Here is a 17,170-nt window from a genome sequence, read left to right as displayed (position 1 = left end):
TGAAGTTTAGCAAATGGCTTGAAAAAACCATGCAGAACTTATAAAACGTTCATAACTCATTGATTATTAAAAATGTTACGGTCTTATCATCATGTCCCATGCAACTGCATCGTCTAACGAAACACCCTCTTCCTATGCCATACGTTATACCGTTGAGCTTGCCGAACCTTATGCCCATCGTTACTTGGTTCACCTAGACATCGACGCTCCAGCTCAACAACAAGAAATTCGTTTGCCTGCATGGATACCAGGCAGTTACATGATCCGTGATTTTGCCAAGAACATTGTTGAATTACATGCCATCAACACCAGCACGCAAGCACCGCTAAAAGCAGAGAAAAAAGACAAATCAACTTGGATTATTCATACCCAAGGGCAACCCACACGAATCAGTTATCCTGTTTATGCATGGGATTTATCCGTGCGTAGCGCTCACTTTGATCAAACACACGCCTATTTCAACGGCACCAGTTTATTCCTTGAAGTGCTCGGGCAAGAATCACAACCTTGTTCACTGAATATCATCAAACCAAGCTTTAAAGAAAGTTCAGAGTGGAAAGTCGCCACGTCACTAAAACCTGTGGATCATGGGCGCTATGAATTTGGTCTTTATCATGCGGATAACTACGATGATTTGATTGATCACCCTGTAGAAATCTCTGACTTCACCCTGGCCAGCTTTGAGGCTTGCGGAGTACAGCATGATGTCGTACTAGTTGGAAAACACTATGCAGACATGGATCGCCTCTGTCGTGATTTGAAAATCATTTGTGAATATCAAATCAATTTCTTTGGTACACCAGCGCCGATGGACTACTACCTGTTCATGACCTTAGTGGTAGATCAAGGCTATGGCGGTTTGGAACACAGAGCATCGACCAGTCTGATCGCCAACCGCTCCGACTTACCTCATAAGAATGACAAAGAAATAACTGACGGTTATCGAACTTACTTAGGTCTGTGCAGTCATGAATACTTCCATACCTGGAATGTAAAGCGCATCAAACCACAGAAGTTTTTACCATACGACCTGACCCAAGAAGTTCATACCAACTTAATGTGGCTATTTGAAGGAGTAACCTCTTACTTTGATAACTTGTTCCTTGCTCGAAGTGGCGTTATTTCCAATGAAAGTTACCTTGAATGTTTAGGACAAGATATTACGCGTGTAATCCGCCAAAACGGCCGTTTTCGTCAAACGGTTGCCGATTCCAGCTTTGACACCTGGACACGTTTTTATAAACAAGATGAAGGCGCGCCAAATCACATTGTCAGCTATTACGTGAAAGGCGCTTTAATCGCATTGGGCCTAGATTTACTCATACAAACTAAGAGCGATCATCAATTCCGCTTAGACGATGTGATGAGACACCTTTGGCAACGCTACTTATCGGAAGGTCGAGGCGTTAACGAAAGCGAAATGCCTGATGTAATTCAGGAAGTCACTTCGGTTGATGTCTCTGACTATCTGAACTTAGCTTTACACACCACCGAAGATTTACCGCTTAGTGATTTACTTAAAGCCGTTGGCGTATCCTATGAAGAATATCAAAGTGCCAGTCTGACCGATCTGGGCGGAAAAAAGCCTACCAAGGAGAGCACCTTCAGTTTTGGTCTGCGAAGTAAAGCACACCCAATGGGCGCAGAAATCGTTCAGGTGCTTGATAATATGCCTGCACAAGCGGCTGGATTGTCAGCAGGCGATGTCATCATCGCTATCGATCAGTTGAAAGTCGGTAAAGAAGACCTCGATAAACTGCTTAGTAAGTTCGATGAAAACAGTGACGTCCCTTGTCACTTCTTTAGGCAAGATCAACTGATGAGCTGTGACATTAAAATCTCAAAAACTTCTTTACCTTCCGTATATTTATCGATAATAAATGAGAATGAAGCTGAGAAGTGGATTAAACACTGATATAAACTAGACTGAGAAAGAACCTCAATCTTAACTGACAAGATAGTAATTAAGGACTCGAAGATTTATGCAGCATTGGTTTAGCAAACGGTCATTACGGGGAAAATTCCTGCTAATTACCATACCTCCAATGTTGCTCATCACCAGCCTGTTTGTATTGGTGTTTGCACTCACCACAGTATCTGAATCCAAGCGAGTTCTTAAAAGCGAAGCTGATCGCTTTATCACACGTTCCACACAATTGCTTGAACGACCTCTTTGGTATTTGGAATCCAGCAGTGTAAAAGCCATTCTCGAAACCATCAGTCGAGAAGAGCGTGTCATCTGTATTCGTCTCGAATCTGTTCTAGGTCCCAATGAATTCGACTTCAATAAAGAATGCCCTCCAAGTTCAGAGAATGTTTACGTCAGTAAGCGTTCAATCATTCATGAAGCGGATCTGGAAACAGATACACTGGGAAAACTGGAAATTCATTTTGATCTTTCACCTGATCAAAAAGATCTGAACGAAAATATCCTAACTCAATTGCTTCTACTATCTCTCCTATCCGGCACATTGACCGTGATGGTGTTCTTTGGTTTTGGAGTCACTATCATTAAGCCAATTCGTAAAGTGATGGACTCCATTGAAACCTTTGAGCGTACCGGACAGCGCGAATACTTTGATTGGCAAACCGAAGATGAGCTGGGCCACTTCATTCAAGCCTACAACTCCATTCAACGCCTTCAGGAGAAGTTTGAGAAGAACCTTCAAGACCAGTTAAGCTTCCAACGAACATTACTTAACGGCATTCCGAGTCCGATTGTTTATCTGAATAAAGCCCGAGATATTGTGGACTGTAATCCATCGTTCAATGAACTGGTACATATAGAAAAACTTCAGGTTATCAATCAACCGCTATCGGACATCATTAAAGACCTGCCCCTTGATTCAACCCTTCAAGATACCCAGATCAAAGGCGAGCTCACGGTCGCCTCACACTTAGGTCAAAACACCAGCACCATTGGCATGACGCTGATGTATTCATCAGCGCCTTTGTTCGACTCCCAGGGTAATGCGCAAGGCCACGTAATCGTGCTGCAAGACATCAGTGAGCGCAAACGCAGTGAAGCCAAGATTCAAGAAGCCCGAGACAGAGCTGAAAAGGCATTAGCAGACTTGGAACTGGCTCAAGACACCTTAGTTCAAACAGAAAAGCTGGCCTCGCTAGGACGACTCGTGGCTGGGGTTGCACATGAAATCAACACCCCAATTGGCAGTAGCGTTACCGTATCCAGTGCTCTACTTGATCGCGCTAAAAATTTTCGAGATGAATTCGACAACGGACAACTTAAGAAGTCCTCTTTGGTAACCTTTATTGACGGCGTTGAAGAAGCATCATCTTTGCTCAACTCCAGCTTAACCAGTGCCGTTCATTTGGTTCAGAACTTCAAGCAGGTAGCAGCCGACCAAACCAGTTCTCAAAGACGGACGTTTAACCTCAAGACAGTATTAGAAGAAGTTATCTCGACCTTAGTGCCTCGATTAAAACATACACGACACTCAATCAGCATTGATATTGCACCAGGCATTTCCTTAGACAGCTACCCCGGCCCCTTAGGCCAAGTAGTTACGAACTTTTTCACAAATGCGGTAAATCATGCCTTTACCGATGATCAAGCGGGAACTATGCTAATTAATGCAAAACTGTTACCCGATGGCCAGGTTCAAATTATCTTTGAAGACAACGGAAAAGGGATTCCTAAGGACCTTCAGAAAAAGGTATTTGATCCCTTCTTCACAACCAAAATGGGTGAAGGTGGTACCGGATTAGGTTTAAACTTGGTTCACAATATTACTGTAAAAATATTGGGCGGTACCTTATCACTTGAAAGTGACGAAGATAAAGGAACAAGATTTATTGTGACGATTCCAAAAGTTGCACCAATATCGGATGAGGCTCAAGGATAAAATAATTATATGACACAGCAGCTATCACCGCAGGACGAGCTAATTGTATTTGAGGATGACCACCATGAAGTTCCATCAGAAACTTCGTCGGTACCCTGGAAAATGCTCGTTGTCGATGACGAACAGCAAATGCATAAGGCGACCACTTTTGCTTTGCAAGGCTTTGTCTTTGAGGGTAAACCTCTGGAAATTCTATCTGCATTTTCAGGACAAGAAGCAAGAGAAATTCTTCAACAAGAAGAGGATATCGCTTGCATCCTCCTTGACGTTGTCATGGAAACTGAAAACGCCGGTTTAGAACTTGTAGGCTACATTCGAGATGAAATTAAGAATAACTCGGTTCGTATTATTCTACGTACAGGCCAGCCTGGTTACGCTCCCGAGTTAGAAGTTATAAGTAAATATGACATCAATGATTACAAAGCGAAAAGTGAATTAACACGTACTAAGTTAATTACCGCACTTACCTCTGCTCTACGCTCCTACGAACAAATCAAAGCAATGGAAACCGGTCAAGCAGGCTTGGAATACATTGTTAAGTCTTCAAGAGAGCTCTTTCAAGAACGCAGTATCTCAGGTCTATCCCGTGATGTGATGGAGCCATTTGGTAACTTGGCTAAATGCTCTCCAAGTAAAGTTCTGGTGTGTGGCAGTCACAACATGAGCACCAAGAATACAGCACTGGTACTGGCTTCAGGTTCAGATATAAACATCGAAGCAAATACGCCAATATCAGAATTAGGTGATGACTTTAATATCGCTATAGCCAACGCCTTTTCGTCGGAAACCAGCCTGTTTGATGGTGATATCATTTGCCTCTTTGCAAAATCACCTTCTGGTCACAAAATCGTGATCGCAGGTCAACCAGATAACGAACTGGAGTTTGTTAACAAGAAGCTGCTTGCTGTTTTTGGCGTTCAAATAGCTACTTCACTTGAGAATACCTATCTCTTTGAACACATTAACGAAATCGCCTTTCAGGATAATCTGACCCGTTTAAAGAATCGCAATGGTTTTCTGGATAAAATCCAAAGCCTGCTTGCTAATAATAACCAAACGCACTTATTGCTGCTTATCGACATAGATAACTTCCAAGCGGTGAATGATGGGCTCGGTCATGATACCGGCAACTCTGTGATCAAGATGGTCGCAGAGCGCCTAACCAGCACCTACCCTAATGCAGTTATTGGTCGTGTAAGTGGCGACACCTTTGGCGTGTACATCGCTGTCGCGACAGATGAAGATCGCGAGCTTATACCACAGCAACTCTACAAAGCGCTGGAAACAACGCTTCAAATTGGTGATAACGAACTTCCTGTCTCTGTATCTGCCGGTGTTGCAGCTTCAGACACTTGCGAGTGCGATGCGAACGAATTATTCAAGAACGCTGGCATTGCCCTGAAGTACGCTAAAAGTAACACCAAGGGCAAACACCAATTCTTTGATCCGGCAATGGATGAGCAACTGAAACGCCGCCTTAATGTCATCAAAGAATTGAAAGGCGCTCTCGAAAATGACGAAATGGTGCTCTTCTATCAACCACAGTATTGCCTGAAGACAAATCAATACATTGGTGTTGAGGCTCTGGTTCGTTGGTTCAAGCCAGACGGCACTATTATTTCTCCGATGGATTTCATTCCTGCCGCAGAAGATTCAGGCCAGATTGTTCATATCGGTGAATGGGTATTGAAAACCGCGTGTGAGCAACAAGTTAAGTGGACTCAGGAAGGTCTGCCGCCACTGCGCGTTGCGGTGAACATTTCAATGCGTCAGTTTAAAGATCCCAACTTCATCGACTACGTCCATGAAACTATTCAAAGCACGGGCATTAATCCTAAATACCTGGAACTGGAAATCACTGAATCTATGCTGACAGAAGATGCTATGGTGTTCATCGATCAACTGTCTATGTTAAGACTGGACGGTATCACTGTCGCTATTGATGACTTTGGTACCGGCTACTCCTCATTAAGCTACCTTCAACGCTTACCCGTGGATCGAGTTAAGATTGATCGCTCATTTATTCGACGTGTCGAGAGCAATCAAGGTGACAAAACCATCGTGTCCTTGATCATCAAAATGGGCCACGAACTCAATCTTCAGGTGATTGCCGAAGGGGTTGAAGATCAAGAGCAAACGGACGTATTAGTAGAACTTGGATGCGATGAGGTGCAAGGCTTCTTCTATGCAAAACCAATGCACGCCAACGATCTGAAAGAGCTTCTCCTGAAAAAGCAACCTTAAGTGTCTAACTAAGACACTTAAGGTTCCATTAGCCTTTTTAATGTAACTTATCAATAATTACTATCAGATTCGCCAGGGTCGCTTCTTGCTGATCCTGGCACTTTCGTATAGCATACCGCGATTATTTCTACTCTGGGTTTGATCAACTATCCTTAATATTTTTAAGGTTTTAAAGCCCTATCACACTAACATAGGATACCTAAGTCAGTGACCAACCCTGCTTCCGAAAAAGCCCTTCCTGATGTGGCACTTACAAGTCGTTCAAGCCATAGCACTACGCTGGACTGGGTAGGCATGAGCGGGATCGCTCTACCACTCGTCATCAAAGATGTGAACGAACCAGAACAACGCATTGATGCCAAAGTGCAGACTTACGTCAACCTGAATAATCCTCAGGTAAAAGGCATTCACATGTCTCGTCTTTACCTTCTTCTGATGCAATATGCAGAAAAAGAAGTGGTTACCGTTGCGGGCTTGAGAGAGTTTTTATCTCACCTTCTAGACAGCCATCATGACATCAGTGACTGTGCAAATCTTAATATTGATTTTGATTACCTGATTAAGAAACCCGCATTGAAAAGTCAATTTGCAGGTTGGAAAGATTATCCAGTCAGCGTTAACGGTTTTCTTGAGGACGGCAAAGTTGTTATTGAGCTTTCAGTTAAAGTGCCATATTCCTCGACCTGCCCATGCTCAGCAGCATTGGCCAGACAGTTGATTCAAGAACAATTTAGTAAAGACTTTGAAGGTCGTGCTGACATTTCTGTTAACGAAGTGGAAAGCTGGTTACGCTCAGAAAAAGGAACCTACGCAACACCTCATAGCCAAAGAAGTACAGCACACGTCGTTGTTCGTCTTGATGAATCTGTTGAGTTATTCCCAATTTCAGAATTGATTAACGTGATTGAAGACGCTCTGAAAACGCCGGTTCAAACCGCGGTTAAACGTGAAGATGAACAAGAATTTGCGCGTCTGAATGGCCACAACTTAATGTTCGTTGAAGACGCTGCTCGTCGCGTTAAGAATGCATTGAACCAACAAAATTCATACCTGGATTTTTGGCTGCGTGTAGAACATTTAGAGAGCCTTCATGCTCACGATGCAGTAAGCATCACCACTAAAGGTGTTGAAGGCGGTTTCCAACCCCATCTGCATCGTTAGTCACTAGAGAGTTCAACCGCTCTCTCGACCTAGATAATTCACTGGCTTGAATCATCAAGCCAGTTCTCCTCTCTCCAAATAATCATTACGATAAATAACCACTACAAATCATTGGACACACTCATGAGCAAACTTGACTGGAAAGCCATTGAGAAACAATCATCCGGTAGCACTTTTGACCTGGAAGAAGCCTTAGACAGTTTGAAATATAACGAAGACGGACTTATCCCTGCGATTGCTCAGCAGCATGATACCGGAGAAGTGTTAATGATGGCTTGGATGAACAAGCTCTCCATCCAAGAAACACTACAGACCAAACAAGTGTGTTACTGGTCTCGTTCTCGCCAAACCTACTGGCGAAAAGGTGAAAGTTCAGGTCACCAGCAAACGTTAATTTCTATGGCTGCAGATTGCGATGCCGATGCACTTTTGTTGCAAGTAGATCAAAAAGGCCCGGCATGCCATACCAATCGTCGCAGCTGCTTCTATAACGACATTTCTGAGCAAAAAGTCACCATAAAGTCTGATCCAATCGAATAGTATTCACGTATATTACTTTGAAAGATATTGTTGGATTTAGTCAAACAATACTAAAAAGTTCAATAAAGACAATAACTTTTGTGAAACTTGACTATTCTTTACTTTAAGTCTGTCTGTTAACTAATTAACGCTATTAACAAAAAATAACAATAAAACTAAATAACATCTTGTACATTAACCTTTGAATATAAAGGGATATATGAACGTGGCGAATTCTTACAATAACAATGACATGTTGTTGGGTTGTTTAACGGCTGTATGCCAAATATTGCACCGTCCACATTCCCCTGTATCTCTGATCTCCGGGCTGCCGTTAGTTGATAACCAACTAACACCCAGCTTATTTATTCGAGCCTGTGAGCGCATCGACTTTAACGCCTCGTTAGTCACTCGCTCTCTTCGGGAGATACCTTCAGATATTCTTCCGTGCGTCCTACTTTTAAAAGACCATAAAGCCTATGTATTGACGGCTTTAGATCAAGAAGACGATTCCTATACCGTCATTGATCCTTCCAAAGACGATGGCATGACGCATTTATCGCTGTCCTATGCTGATCTTAAAGATCTGTACACAGGGCAATGCCTATTCATTAAGCCCCAGTTCCGCGTTACCCATGAACTTCCGGCGGGCGGTAAAGAACAAGCTAGTTCATCCCCTGAAGCTAAACACTGGCTACGAAATACTCTCAGGTATTCGAAAAGTATTTATCGCGATGTGATCATTGCCAGCATCATGATCAACTTATTTGTCCTGGCAAACCCCTTATTCGTCATGAACGTTTATGACCGGGTGGTTCCCAATAATGCAGTAGAGACACTTTGGGTCTTGGCTAGTGGTGTCGCGGTTGTATTTATCTTTGATTTCATCATTAAGAGTTTAAGAAATCATTTCATCGAAGTAGCCGGAAAGAAGCTAGATGTTATCCTCAGTGCCAAGCTGTTCCAAAAAGCGTTAGGTATTCATTTCCAGCATATACCGCCATCGGTTGGTGGCTTTGCGCAGCACATCAAAGAATTTGATCACGTACGAAGTTTTTTTAGTTCCATTACCATCGCAACGTTAGTGGACTTCCCTTTCGCTATTCTCTTCTTAATCGTGATCTTTTCATTAGGCGGTCCTATTGTTTTAGCGCCTATCGTTGCCGCGCTTTTGATTCTAAGTTATGGCTATTACGCCCAATGGCCACTCAAACGCGCCATTGAGAAAACTCAAATGGCGCACGTAAAGAAGCATGCTAATTTAATTGAATCCATTCAATCATTGGAAACCATTCGTTCTTTTAATGCCGAAGGCCAACGACAAAGCCAATGGGAAGAAAACGTCGCCTTCTTGAGCAAAAACCAAGTTAATATTCGTCGAATTTCCAATTCCGTCAGCCAGCTATCCAGCTTTTTCGTACAGCTTACAGGCGTTGCCATTGTCATTATCGGGGTCTATCAAATCACAGAGCATGAAATGAGTATGGGCGCCTTGATTGCGTGTGTCTTACTCGGTAGTCGCGCGATTGCACCAATGGCACAAGCCGCCAACTTGATTGCACAATTTGAGCAAACCAAACAAGCCATCAGCTCTCTGGATCAAATCATCCACTTACCCGATGATCAACAGGATGACAGCCGCTATATTTATCGACCGGAGCTCAAGGGCTCGATTGAGTTTAAAGACCTACAATTTACCTACCCTGGTCAATCTCAGCCCACACTGTCCAAAATCAACATCAAGATCAAGGCCGGTGAGCGTGTTGCCTTGATCGGAAAAGTAGGTTCAGGAAAGTCCACTCTGGGTAAACTCTTAATGGGCTTATTTACCCCATCCCAAGGACAAATACTTCTGGACGGTTTGGATCAACAGCAAATTAATCCTAGCGATTGCCGAAACAACATTGCTTATGTTCCTCAAGATATTCAGGTATTCAGTGGTAGTCTTCGAGATAATATTGCATTGAAAGCGCCATTCTCACCCGATGAAGAAATTCTAAGAGTGGCCGAAATCTCATTATTGTCCGAATTTGCCAATCACCACCCGCAAGGTTACAGCATGACCGTCGGAGAGCGTGGCGAAGGCTTGTCTGGCGGCCAACGTCAACAATTAGCAATCTCTCGTTCTTTAGTGAACGATCCGCCGATCATCTTCATGGACGAATGCACCAGTGCAATGGACAATCAAACCGAACAAGCGGTACTTCAACAGTTTGATCAGCATCTAAAAGGCAAGACGCTGATCCTGAGTACTCACCGTGCATCTCTTTTAAACTTGGTTGATCGCATCATCGTACTGGATCAGGGGCACATCATTGCTGACGGTCCAAAAACTCAGGTTATGGATGCCTTAAAACGTGGTTTGCTTCGCTCCGCCAGCCAATCAGGATCGGAGTCATAATATGTTAAAACCCGGTTTGAAACGCACCCAAGACATCGACATTGCCTATATGTCGCCAAACAGAGCGGCGATGGAAGAACAAACGCCATTTAAATCCAGACTGCTGCTATGGACTGTCTTTGCCTTTCTGATTCTGATCATAACTTGGGCCTATTTTGCTGAAATTGACGAAATCGCACGGGGCGAAGGTAAAGTTATACCGTCTCAACAACTTCAAGTGATTCAGAACTTAGAAGGCGGCATCATCTCTGAATTACTGGTCAGCGAAGGTCAGTTAGTCAACAAAGGCGATGTATTAGTTAAAATTGATGACACCCAGTTCCAGTCGTCTTTCCAGGAAACTAAATTACGTTACTTTGAACTTCAAGCCAGAGCTGCACGCTTAACGGCTGAATCACAGGGTGATGATGCCATTGCCGTACCCTATGATCTTCCCGAAGATGCATTGAGCTTTATTCAGCAGGAACGAGGTCTGTTCTTAAAACGTTTGAATCAATTAAATGCTCAAAAGGCGACTATTTCAAAACAAGTTTCGCAAACCAAAGCCGAACTAACTCAGGTTAAATCGGAAAAAGCTCAGACCAAACGATCACTGAAATTAGCCGAACGTGAATTAAACTTATTGATTCCTTTAGCAAGAAGTGGCGCGGTTTCCGAAGTAGAAATTATCCGAGCTGAAAAAGAGGTGGTTCGACTAGAAACCCAAATCAGCTCACTTAATCTATCAATCCCTGTGCTACAGGCACAGATCGAAGAGATGGATTCAAAACTGTCGGAAATCATTCTCAAACACCAAAGTGAAGCCTATGCGGAACTCTCAGAAGTTACTGCTGAGTTGTCACGCCTTTCTAAATCCGAAGACGCATTGGAAGATAAAGTCACCCGCACCGCCGTGCGCTCACCGGTAAAAGGAACCGTCAAACAAATCATGATCAATACCGTAGGTGGTGTTGTTCAACCGGGTATGGACATTCTCAGTATCGTTCCAATCGAAGATTCTCTACTGATAGAAGCCAAAGTTAGTCCGGCCGATATTGCACGTATTTACCCTGGGCAGCGAGCCATCGTTAAATTTACTGCTTATGACTTTTCTATTTATGGTGGCCTTGAAGGCTCTGTTATTCATATCAGTGCTGACTCAATCACTAATGAGAAAGATGAAACCTACTATTTGGTTCGAGTTACAACAGATCAAAGCTTCCTAGGAAAAAACGAACGCGAGTTGCCTATCATCCCAGGGATGACCACCAATGTTGATATTCTGACGGGTAAGAAAACCATTATGGATTACCTACTTAAGCCCATTTTCAAAGCAAAAGAGAGAGCTCTGACAGAAAAATGAGTATTCAACTATTGCAAGAAATTAAAGGTAGCTTAGTCATTATAGCTTCACTAGAGTCTGAGCCGACGATAACTCAACAGCTCCAAGCAGAGTTTCAAATTTACTGTGCAAACTCTAAGGAAGAAGCACTAATTGTACTTTCTCAACACACAACAGAACTTGTCCTGATTGAACAAAAAATCGACTGTGATATAGTGCGCTCCGAATTAATAAAGCACCAAAAGAAAGTAATATTATTAAGCCCTACGCCTTCGTTCGAAGAAGGCCTTATAGCCTTGCAACAAGGCTATAAAGGTTATGGAAATCTCTTTAGTAGTAAAGAGCGGCTGGTAGCAGCCATTAATTTAGTGCTTGCTGGTGATGTATGGCTAGGCGCTTCTGTTGTCGAAGGGTTGAAACAAACACCCTCTTCTAATGAACAAAGCACCGACAAGAGTGCTCTTGAAAGACTGACATCAAAAGAGCTGTCTGTGGCCAAAAACGTAGTCTTGGGCCATAGCAACAAACAAATTGCTGACAGTCTGCATATAGCGGAAAGAACCGTAAAAGCACATCTGACCGCCGTATACGAGAAACTATCGATTAAAAATCGAACCGAATTAATTCTGAACTATAAAAACGACTTATAACTTGTTCCGGGTATACTATGACTAACAACAGCAAAACTCACCTATCAATGAGGTTAAAGCGAACCTTCGCTGCTCTAACCTGTGTTGGCGCACTTGGATTTTCAAATCTATCGCTGGCCAGTAGCCTAGAAGAATCCATCCGCGTCGCTATTACGAATCATCCTGATGTTCAGGCTCAAATTAAAGAGCACGCGACCATTCGTGATGAAGAACAAAAAGCCTACTCACGCTACTTACCACAGATTCTGATTTCTGCCGGTATTGGGCCTGAAAACAGTGAAAATAACACCACACGTACAGTTGCCGGCGGTGGTTCAGAAACACTTAAGCGTCGTGAAGCGCAAGTATTAATCACTCAGAACCTGTTCGATGGTTTTAAAATGCAGAGCGAGCGAGCTCGTGAGCAATCTCGCATTGACGCAGCTGACTTCGAACTGATCGAAGTGGCAGAAGACGTCGCAATTCGAGTAGTTGACGCTTACGTTGACGTGGTTTCGGCGAATCAAGTTCTTAAAAACAGTAAAGAGAATCTATTAGCGCACCAACGTATTCATGATCAGATTCAAATGCGAGTTAATTCTGGTGCAGATAATAAAGCCAACATCAGCCAAATCCGCGCACGTCTGGCATTGGCACGCTCCAACTTCGAAACCGCTCTGAATAATCTGTACGATGCCGAAAGCCAGTACTACGAATTGGTTGGCGTAAATCCACCTGAACTGGTGAACATGCCCTACTTCGATTACGACTTACCAAACCATAAAAGCGATGCTATTGAAGCTGCGTTGGCAAACCATCCAACCGTCCAATCACGACGTCATCAAGTGAAGTCTCAAGAATTCAATGTAGAAGCGGTTGAAGGCGATTACTATCCTAACTTCTTCCTGGAGTCAGGCGTTTCGTGGAACGACAACTTAGATGGCACAGCAGGTCGTAACGACGACGCTTACATCATGCTAAAAATGGAATACAGCCTATTCCAAGGTGGCTTTACCGATGCGAGCCAGCGTCAGGCAATGAGCCAGTTTGAAAAATCCCAATACGAGTTGGATGCTCAACTACGAGAAGTTCGTAAGAACGCTGAGGTTGCCTGGAATGCATTCAAATCAGCCGAGAACCGCGTAGCTTTCCTTAAAGACTATGTGGACTCAACTCAAGAGACTCAAAAAGCGTATGAACAACAATTTCGAATTGGTCAGCGCAGTCTGCTAGATGTGCTAGATTCAGAGAATGAGTTGTTACGAGCCAAGAACCAATACGTTCAGGCGCAAAGCGAATTTACCATCGCTAAGTTCCAGGTACTACGAGCTCAAGGGCAACTACTTAACTCGTTGAAAGTAAAAGCACCAGAACCAGAACAACTACCGCCAGGTAAGAAGTTCTCATAAGCTCAGATTAGGAAGATTTCATCATGCCTTACGTAAAACGCAATCACGAAGGAAACATCATTGCTCTCACCTCAGTGAAAGACAGTGATGACGATGAATACCTTCCTACAACCTCACCTGAAGTAGTTGCTTTCTTAGGTATGGAACCGGATCAAGATGAAGCACTAAGAGCACTTCGTGAATCTGACAGCGAATTAGCACGTGTAGCAGAAGACATAATTCAGGTCTTAATTGAAAAACAGGTCATTCTATTCACCGATCTACCAGATGCCGTTCAACAGAAACTGGTATCTCGTCAGAAATTACGCTCTCTGTTAAATCAAGAAGGAACCTCTCTGCTAAATGAAGACGACTTGCTTTAACGATCTGATTTTTCACTCTTAAGAACAGAATCATCATTCTTAAGAACAATCATCCATTAAAAAAGGAGCCGTGCTACGGCTCCTTTTTTAATGCTTACTCAAATCCCCTTTCAGAGAGGATTTGAGTAATGGAAAGATGGATCACTACTGATCCACATCCAAGTTACCATCATTGATTAGCTGATTAATGATATCCGCATCCGGCCCTGTGAGATTCACACCTTCCAGAGTAATCTTTTGAGTCACATTAGCACCGTCCGCTTTCACACTAACAACCGTATTAACACCATCACTTTCGAAGCTTAGGTAGTTAGTCAGATCGTTGGCCTGCTCATCAATTAACAGATCAGAAAGGTCTAATACATCACCGCCATTGCCAGTTTGGAAATCCTTGATGGTATCCATGGCAACATCAGAAACCGTGCCGTCATCACCTGACTTCCAAACAAAGGTATCGCTACCCGCACCGCCTGAAAGGTAATCATCACCAGCATTACCAATAATGGTATCGTTTCCATCCTGACCAAAGATGTTGTCATCCACCAACAAACCAATTAATTCATTGGCAGAATCATCACCAATAAGTTGATCAGCATTGGTTTCAGAACTTCTTAAGTAAGAACCATCTAAGGTATTCCAGCTTTGACCATTATCATCAGTGATCTCGGCACGGAACTGATAAGCTCCACCCTGATCCCAATAAATAATCTCAATATCGTGCGCACCTGCGGTATCAATATCAAAATACACATGACCGTTTGAGTAATTATCAGGATTACGAGTAGTAGCGCCTTGATTACCATCGTATTCAGCAACAGAAACGCCATCAACTAAGATCTGATAACCATCATCAGCTGTTACTTGGAAAGCGTACGTCCCTTCAGTTAAGAAGATCTTACCTTCCATGTGTAAAACAGCTTGATCTCTTGAACCAGGATCTTTTGAAAGTGAATCAGCATCCTCCCCTAAGAAAGTTTGTAGATGATCATTTTTCGCAAGATCACCAGTACCAGCAACATAATCTAATGACGTAGCAGTGAAAGTAGCCGAAGGACTTCGACCATTAATAATAGTCTTAGCCTCAGAGATAGAGTCTACTTCTCTTCCTACGCCACCAGGCCAGTTATTAAATCCATAGTAACTTCCCTGCAAACCAACTTGTGCAGTTTCTGAACCACTGGTATCAATCAAAGTAACAGGGATCGTTAAATCAGATTCAGCCGTAGTACCATTGCTATCCGTAGACATTGCAGTAACTTGAAGATCAAAATTACTGGCTGGTACAGGCAAGGTCATAATTAACCCTTCTAGAGAATCAGTACCTAAATCGATTACCCACTCTCCATTTATTAATTCGCCCTGACTAAATAGCGTACCTTCAGGGAAACCTGACAAAGTGACCGTCATGGACTCAGAACCATCCAGGTCTATCAAAGAAGATGCAACATTTACAGCTACGTCTATCGACTCAGTCGGGATAGTAGCACCAGACAACTCAAGATCAGAAATAACTAGCTGAGAGTCATAACGCCAGTCACCAACATTTACGACGGCAAATCCAAGAGTTAAAGGTCCAGTTTCAGTAACCGTATAAGTATAAGTGGCGACGCCTTGCTCGTTGTCATTAGCTTCCTCTAGAACAACAGGCACTCCATTTATCACAACAATCGCATAATCATTATAAACGGAAGTGTTTTGATTATTAGCTCCTTCAGGATCAATAAAGTCCCAATCAAACGTCAACGTATCACCAGCTTGAGCATAAAAGGTTTTTTGATAGTAAGAACCATCATACGCTTTGGTTGAAGATGTCGTATCAGCCAGTGCATCTAATGTACCAGCACTTAACCCAAGACCATTTTCAATTTCAGAAGGGGAAGTTTCTGAATCATCACCTTCGCTGTTTAATGTGATCGTACCATTCGTAATATCAACCACACCGTCTTGGTCATTGCCATTATTACCTGACAAATCTACAAGTTCGACAATCTTAGTTGGGCCAGACAAGTTTGGAGTATCCGCTTGTGCAGTTACTGAAAGAGTTGCATCCCCAGCGATCGAATGCGCACCATCAATCACATCGAAGCTGAACTCAACACTTCCACTCCAATGGTCATTAGGCTCAAATGTCCAGGTTCCATTTCCATTATCGGTTAAAACACCCGAACCAGACGTCACTTGAAGATTACTTACCGTCAAGCCACCCTCTTCATCCTCAGTAGCAGAAAGAAGATCAGCCTGAGTAATAAGCAGACTACCGTCTTCAGCAATAGAACCAAGATCTGCAGAAGAAACTACTGGCGCATCATTAACAAGATTAACTACTGGCGTCACAGTAATCGAATCAACAGAAGCACCGCTTTCGTCGGTAACTGTCAGCTGAATATCAGGCAGTTCATTACCTGCATTTACAAATGCTGCCCCGACAGCAGTCAAAACTACAGTTGCGCCTACTAGTTGGTAGTAACCGGCAGAGTTTGTACCATCTTTAAAGGTTACAACAACATCACCTTCCACATCACTAGCAGAGTACTTAGCAATACTTTGACCTTCGACAGCACTATTTTCTTCGACATCACCTAATAAACCTAAAGAAATCTTAGGATCATCGTTTGTACCTGTAATGGTGATTTGCTGCGTCTGAGTGGAACCGTCGTCTGACGTAAAGGTGATGATATCGTTCAGAACCTGGCCATCACCTAAAGCTTGAACAGTGGTGCTACCATTGTTCAAGGTATAGGTCCAGTTGCCGGACGCATCTACAGAGACTGTTCCATAAGTGGCAGTGCTGCTTACAAGGGTTCCTTCACCATTGTCAATATCAGTGATTACAACTGTACCTGAAGCTGTAGTGTTAGTAGCGTCATCTTCCATTACCGAAGCATCAGTTGCTACAACGACAATAGTTGCCTCATCGTTGACACCGGTGATGATGATTTCTTGTGTAGCCACGGTGCCATCGTCTGAAATAAACCTAATCGTATCCGTTAAGGTCTCTCCATCTGCTAACGCCTGAACTAGAGGGTTAGTATTATTCAAGGTATATGTCCAGTTACCCAAGAGGTCTACAGACACATTGCCATATAAAGCCAAACTACTTACTAAAGAGCCTTCACCAACATCACTATCAGTAATAGTTACAGTACCGGTCGCTGTGGCATTCGACGCATCGTCTTCCGTCACTGCTGTGTCCGTTGCCGTCACAACGATGTTTGCATCGTCATTGGCACCGGTAATGGTGATGGTCTGAGATTTGGT

At 43.2% G+C, this 17,170-nt stretch carries 11 protein-coding genes; 10 read left to right on the top strand and 1 reads right to left on the bottom strand.

All coding sequences use genetic code 11. From position 1 onward, the window contains the following. The first annotated feature begins 91 nt into the window (after positions 1-91). The 10 genes from ACFOEK_RS07630 to ACFOEK_RS07585 all read left to right on the top strand — a co-directional run bounded on the left by ACFOEK_RS07630 (position 92) and on the right by ACFOEK_RS07585 (position 13,912). Positions 92-1,915, top strand: coding sequence for a M61 family metallopeptidase (locus tag ACFOEK_RS07630; protein ID WP_386718652.1), 1,824 nt, complete (start codon positions 92-94; stop codon positions 1,913-1,915). Positions 1,916-1,982: 67 nt separating this feature from the next. Beyond that, the gene (locus ACFOEK_RS07625) at positions 1,983-3,866 is read left to right on the top strand and encodes a PAS domain-containing sensor histidine kinase (RefSeq protein WP_386718649.1); all 1,884 of its coding nucleotides are present in this window, start codon (positions 1,983-1,985) and stop codon (positions 3,864-3,866) included. Between the two features lie 9 nt (positions 3,867-3,875). Next, a complete protein-coding gene (locus tag ACFOEK_RS07620; RefSeq protein ID WP_386718646.1) occupies positions 3,876-6,110 on the top strand; it encodes a bifunctional diguanylate cyclase/phosphodiesterase in 2,235 nt (744 codons plus the stop codon). 207 nt (positions 6,111-6,317) lie between these two features. Then, positions 6,318-7,271 carry a GTP cyclohydrolase FolE2 gene (gene folE2, locus ACFOEK_RS07615; RefSeq protein WP_386718643.1) on the top strand — a complete coding sequence of 318 codons (954 nt, stop codon included), beginning with the start codon at positions 6,318-6,320 and terminating at the stop codon, positions 7,269-7,271. Between the two features lie 123 nt (positions 7,272-7,394). After that, on the top strand, positions 7,395-7,811 hold the full coding sequence (hisI, locus tag ACFOEK_RS07610; protein ID WP_386718640.1) for a phosphoribosyl-AMP cyclohydrolase: 417 nt from the start codon (positions 7,395-7,397) through the stop codon (positions 7,809-7,811). Positions 7,812-8,016: 205 nt separating this feature from the next. After that, positions 8,017-10,191, top strand: a complete 2,175-nt coding sequence (locus tag ACFOEK_RS07605) for a type I secretion system permease/ATPase (protein WP_386718637.1) — start codon at positions 8,017-8,019, stop codon at positions 10,189-10,191. Position 10,192: 1 nt separating this feature from the next. Next, on the top strand, positions 10,193-11,533 hold the full coding sequence (locus ACFOEK_RS07600; RefSeq protein WP_386718634.1) for an HlyD family type I secretion periplasmic adaptor subunit: 1,341 nt from the start codon (positions 10,193-10,195) through the stop codon (positions 11,531-11,533). Beyond that, positions 11,530-12,162, top strand: coding sequence for a response regulator transcription factor (locus ACFOEK_RS07595; RefSeq protein ID WP_386718631.1), 633 nt, complete (start codon positions 11,530-11,532; stop codon positions 12,160-12,162). The genes ACFOEK_RS07600 and ACFOEK_RS07595 overlap by 4 nt, the downstream gene beginning before the upstream one ends. A 17-nt stretch (positions 12,163-12,179) precedes the next feature. Further along, positions 12,180-13,550 (top strand): TolC family outer membrane protein, encoded by a 1,371-nt coding sequence (locus ACFOEK_RS07590; RefSeq protein WP_386718628.1) that lies wholly within the window; start codon positions 12,180-12,182, stop codon positions 13,548-13,550. A gap of 23 nt (positions 13,551-13,573) precedes the next feature. After that, on the top strand, positions 13,574-13,912 hold the full coding sequence (locus tag ACFOEK_RS07585; protein ID WP_386718625.1) for a tryptophan synthase subunit beta like protein: 339 nt from the start codon (positions 13,574-13,576) through the stop codon (positions 13,910-13,912). Positions 13,913-14,056: 144 nt separating this feature from the next. Here the strand turns inward: ACFOEK_RS07585 and ACFOEK_RS07580 are convergent. Further along, positions 14,057-17,170: VCBS domain-containing protein (locus tag ACFOEK_RS07580; RefSeq protein ID WP_386718622.1), on the bottom strand; the 3,114-nt coding region annotated here is incomplete at its 5' end.

The organism is Litoribrevibacter euphylliae, from assembly GCF_042646085.1.
Taxonomy (GTDB): Bacteria; Pseudomonadota; Gammaproteobacteria; order Pseudomonadales; family Litoribrevibacteraceae; genus Litoribrevibacter; species Litoribrevibacter euphylliae.
The sequence above is the reverse complement of the archived record's forward strand: the minus strand, read 5'-3'. Positions and strand labels throughout refer to the sequence as shown.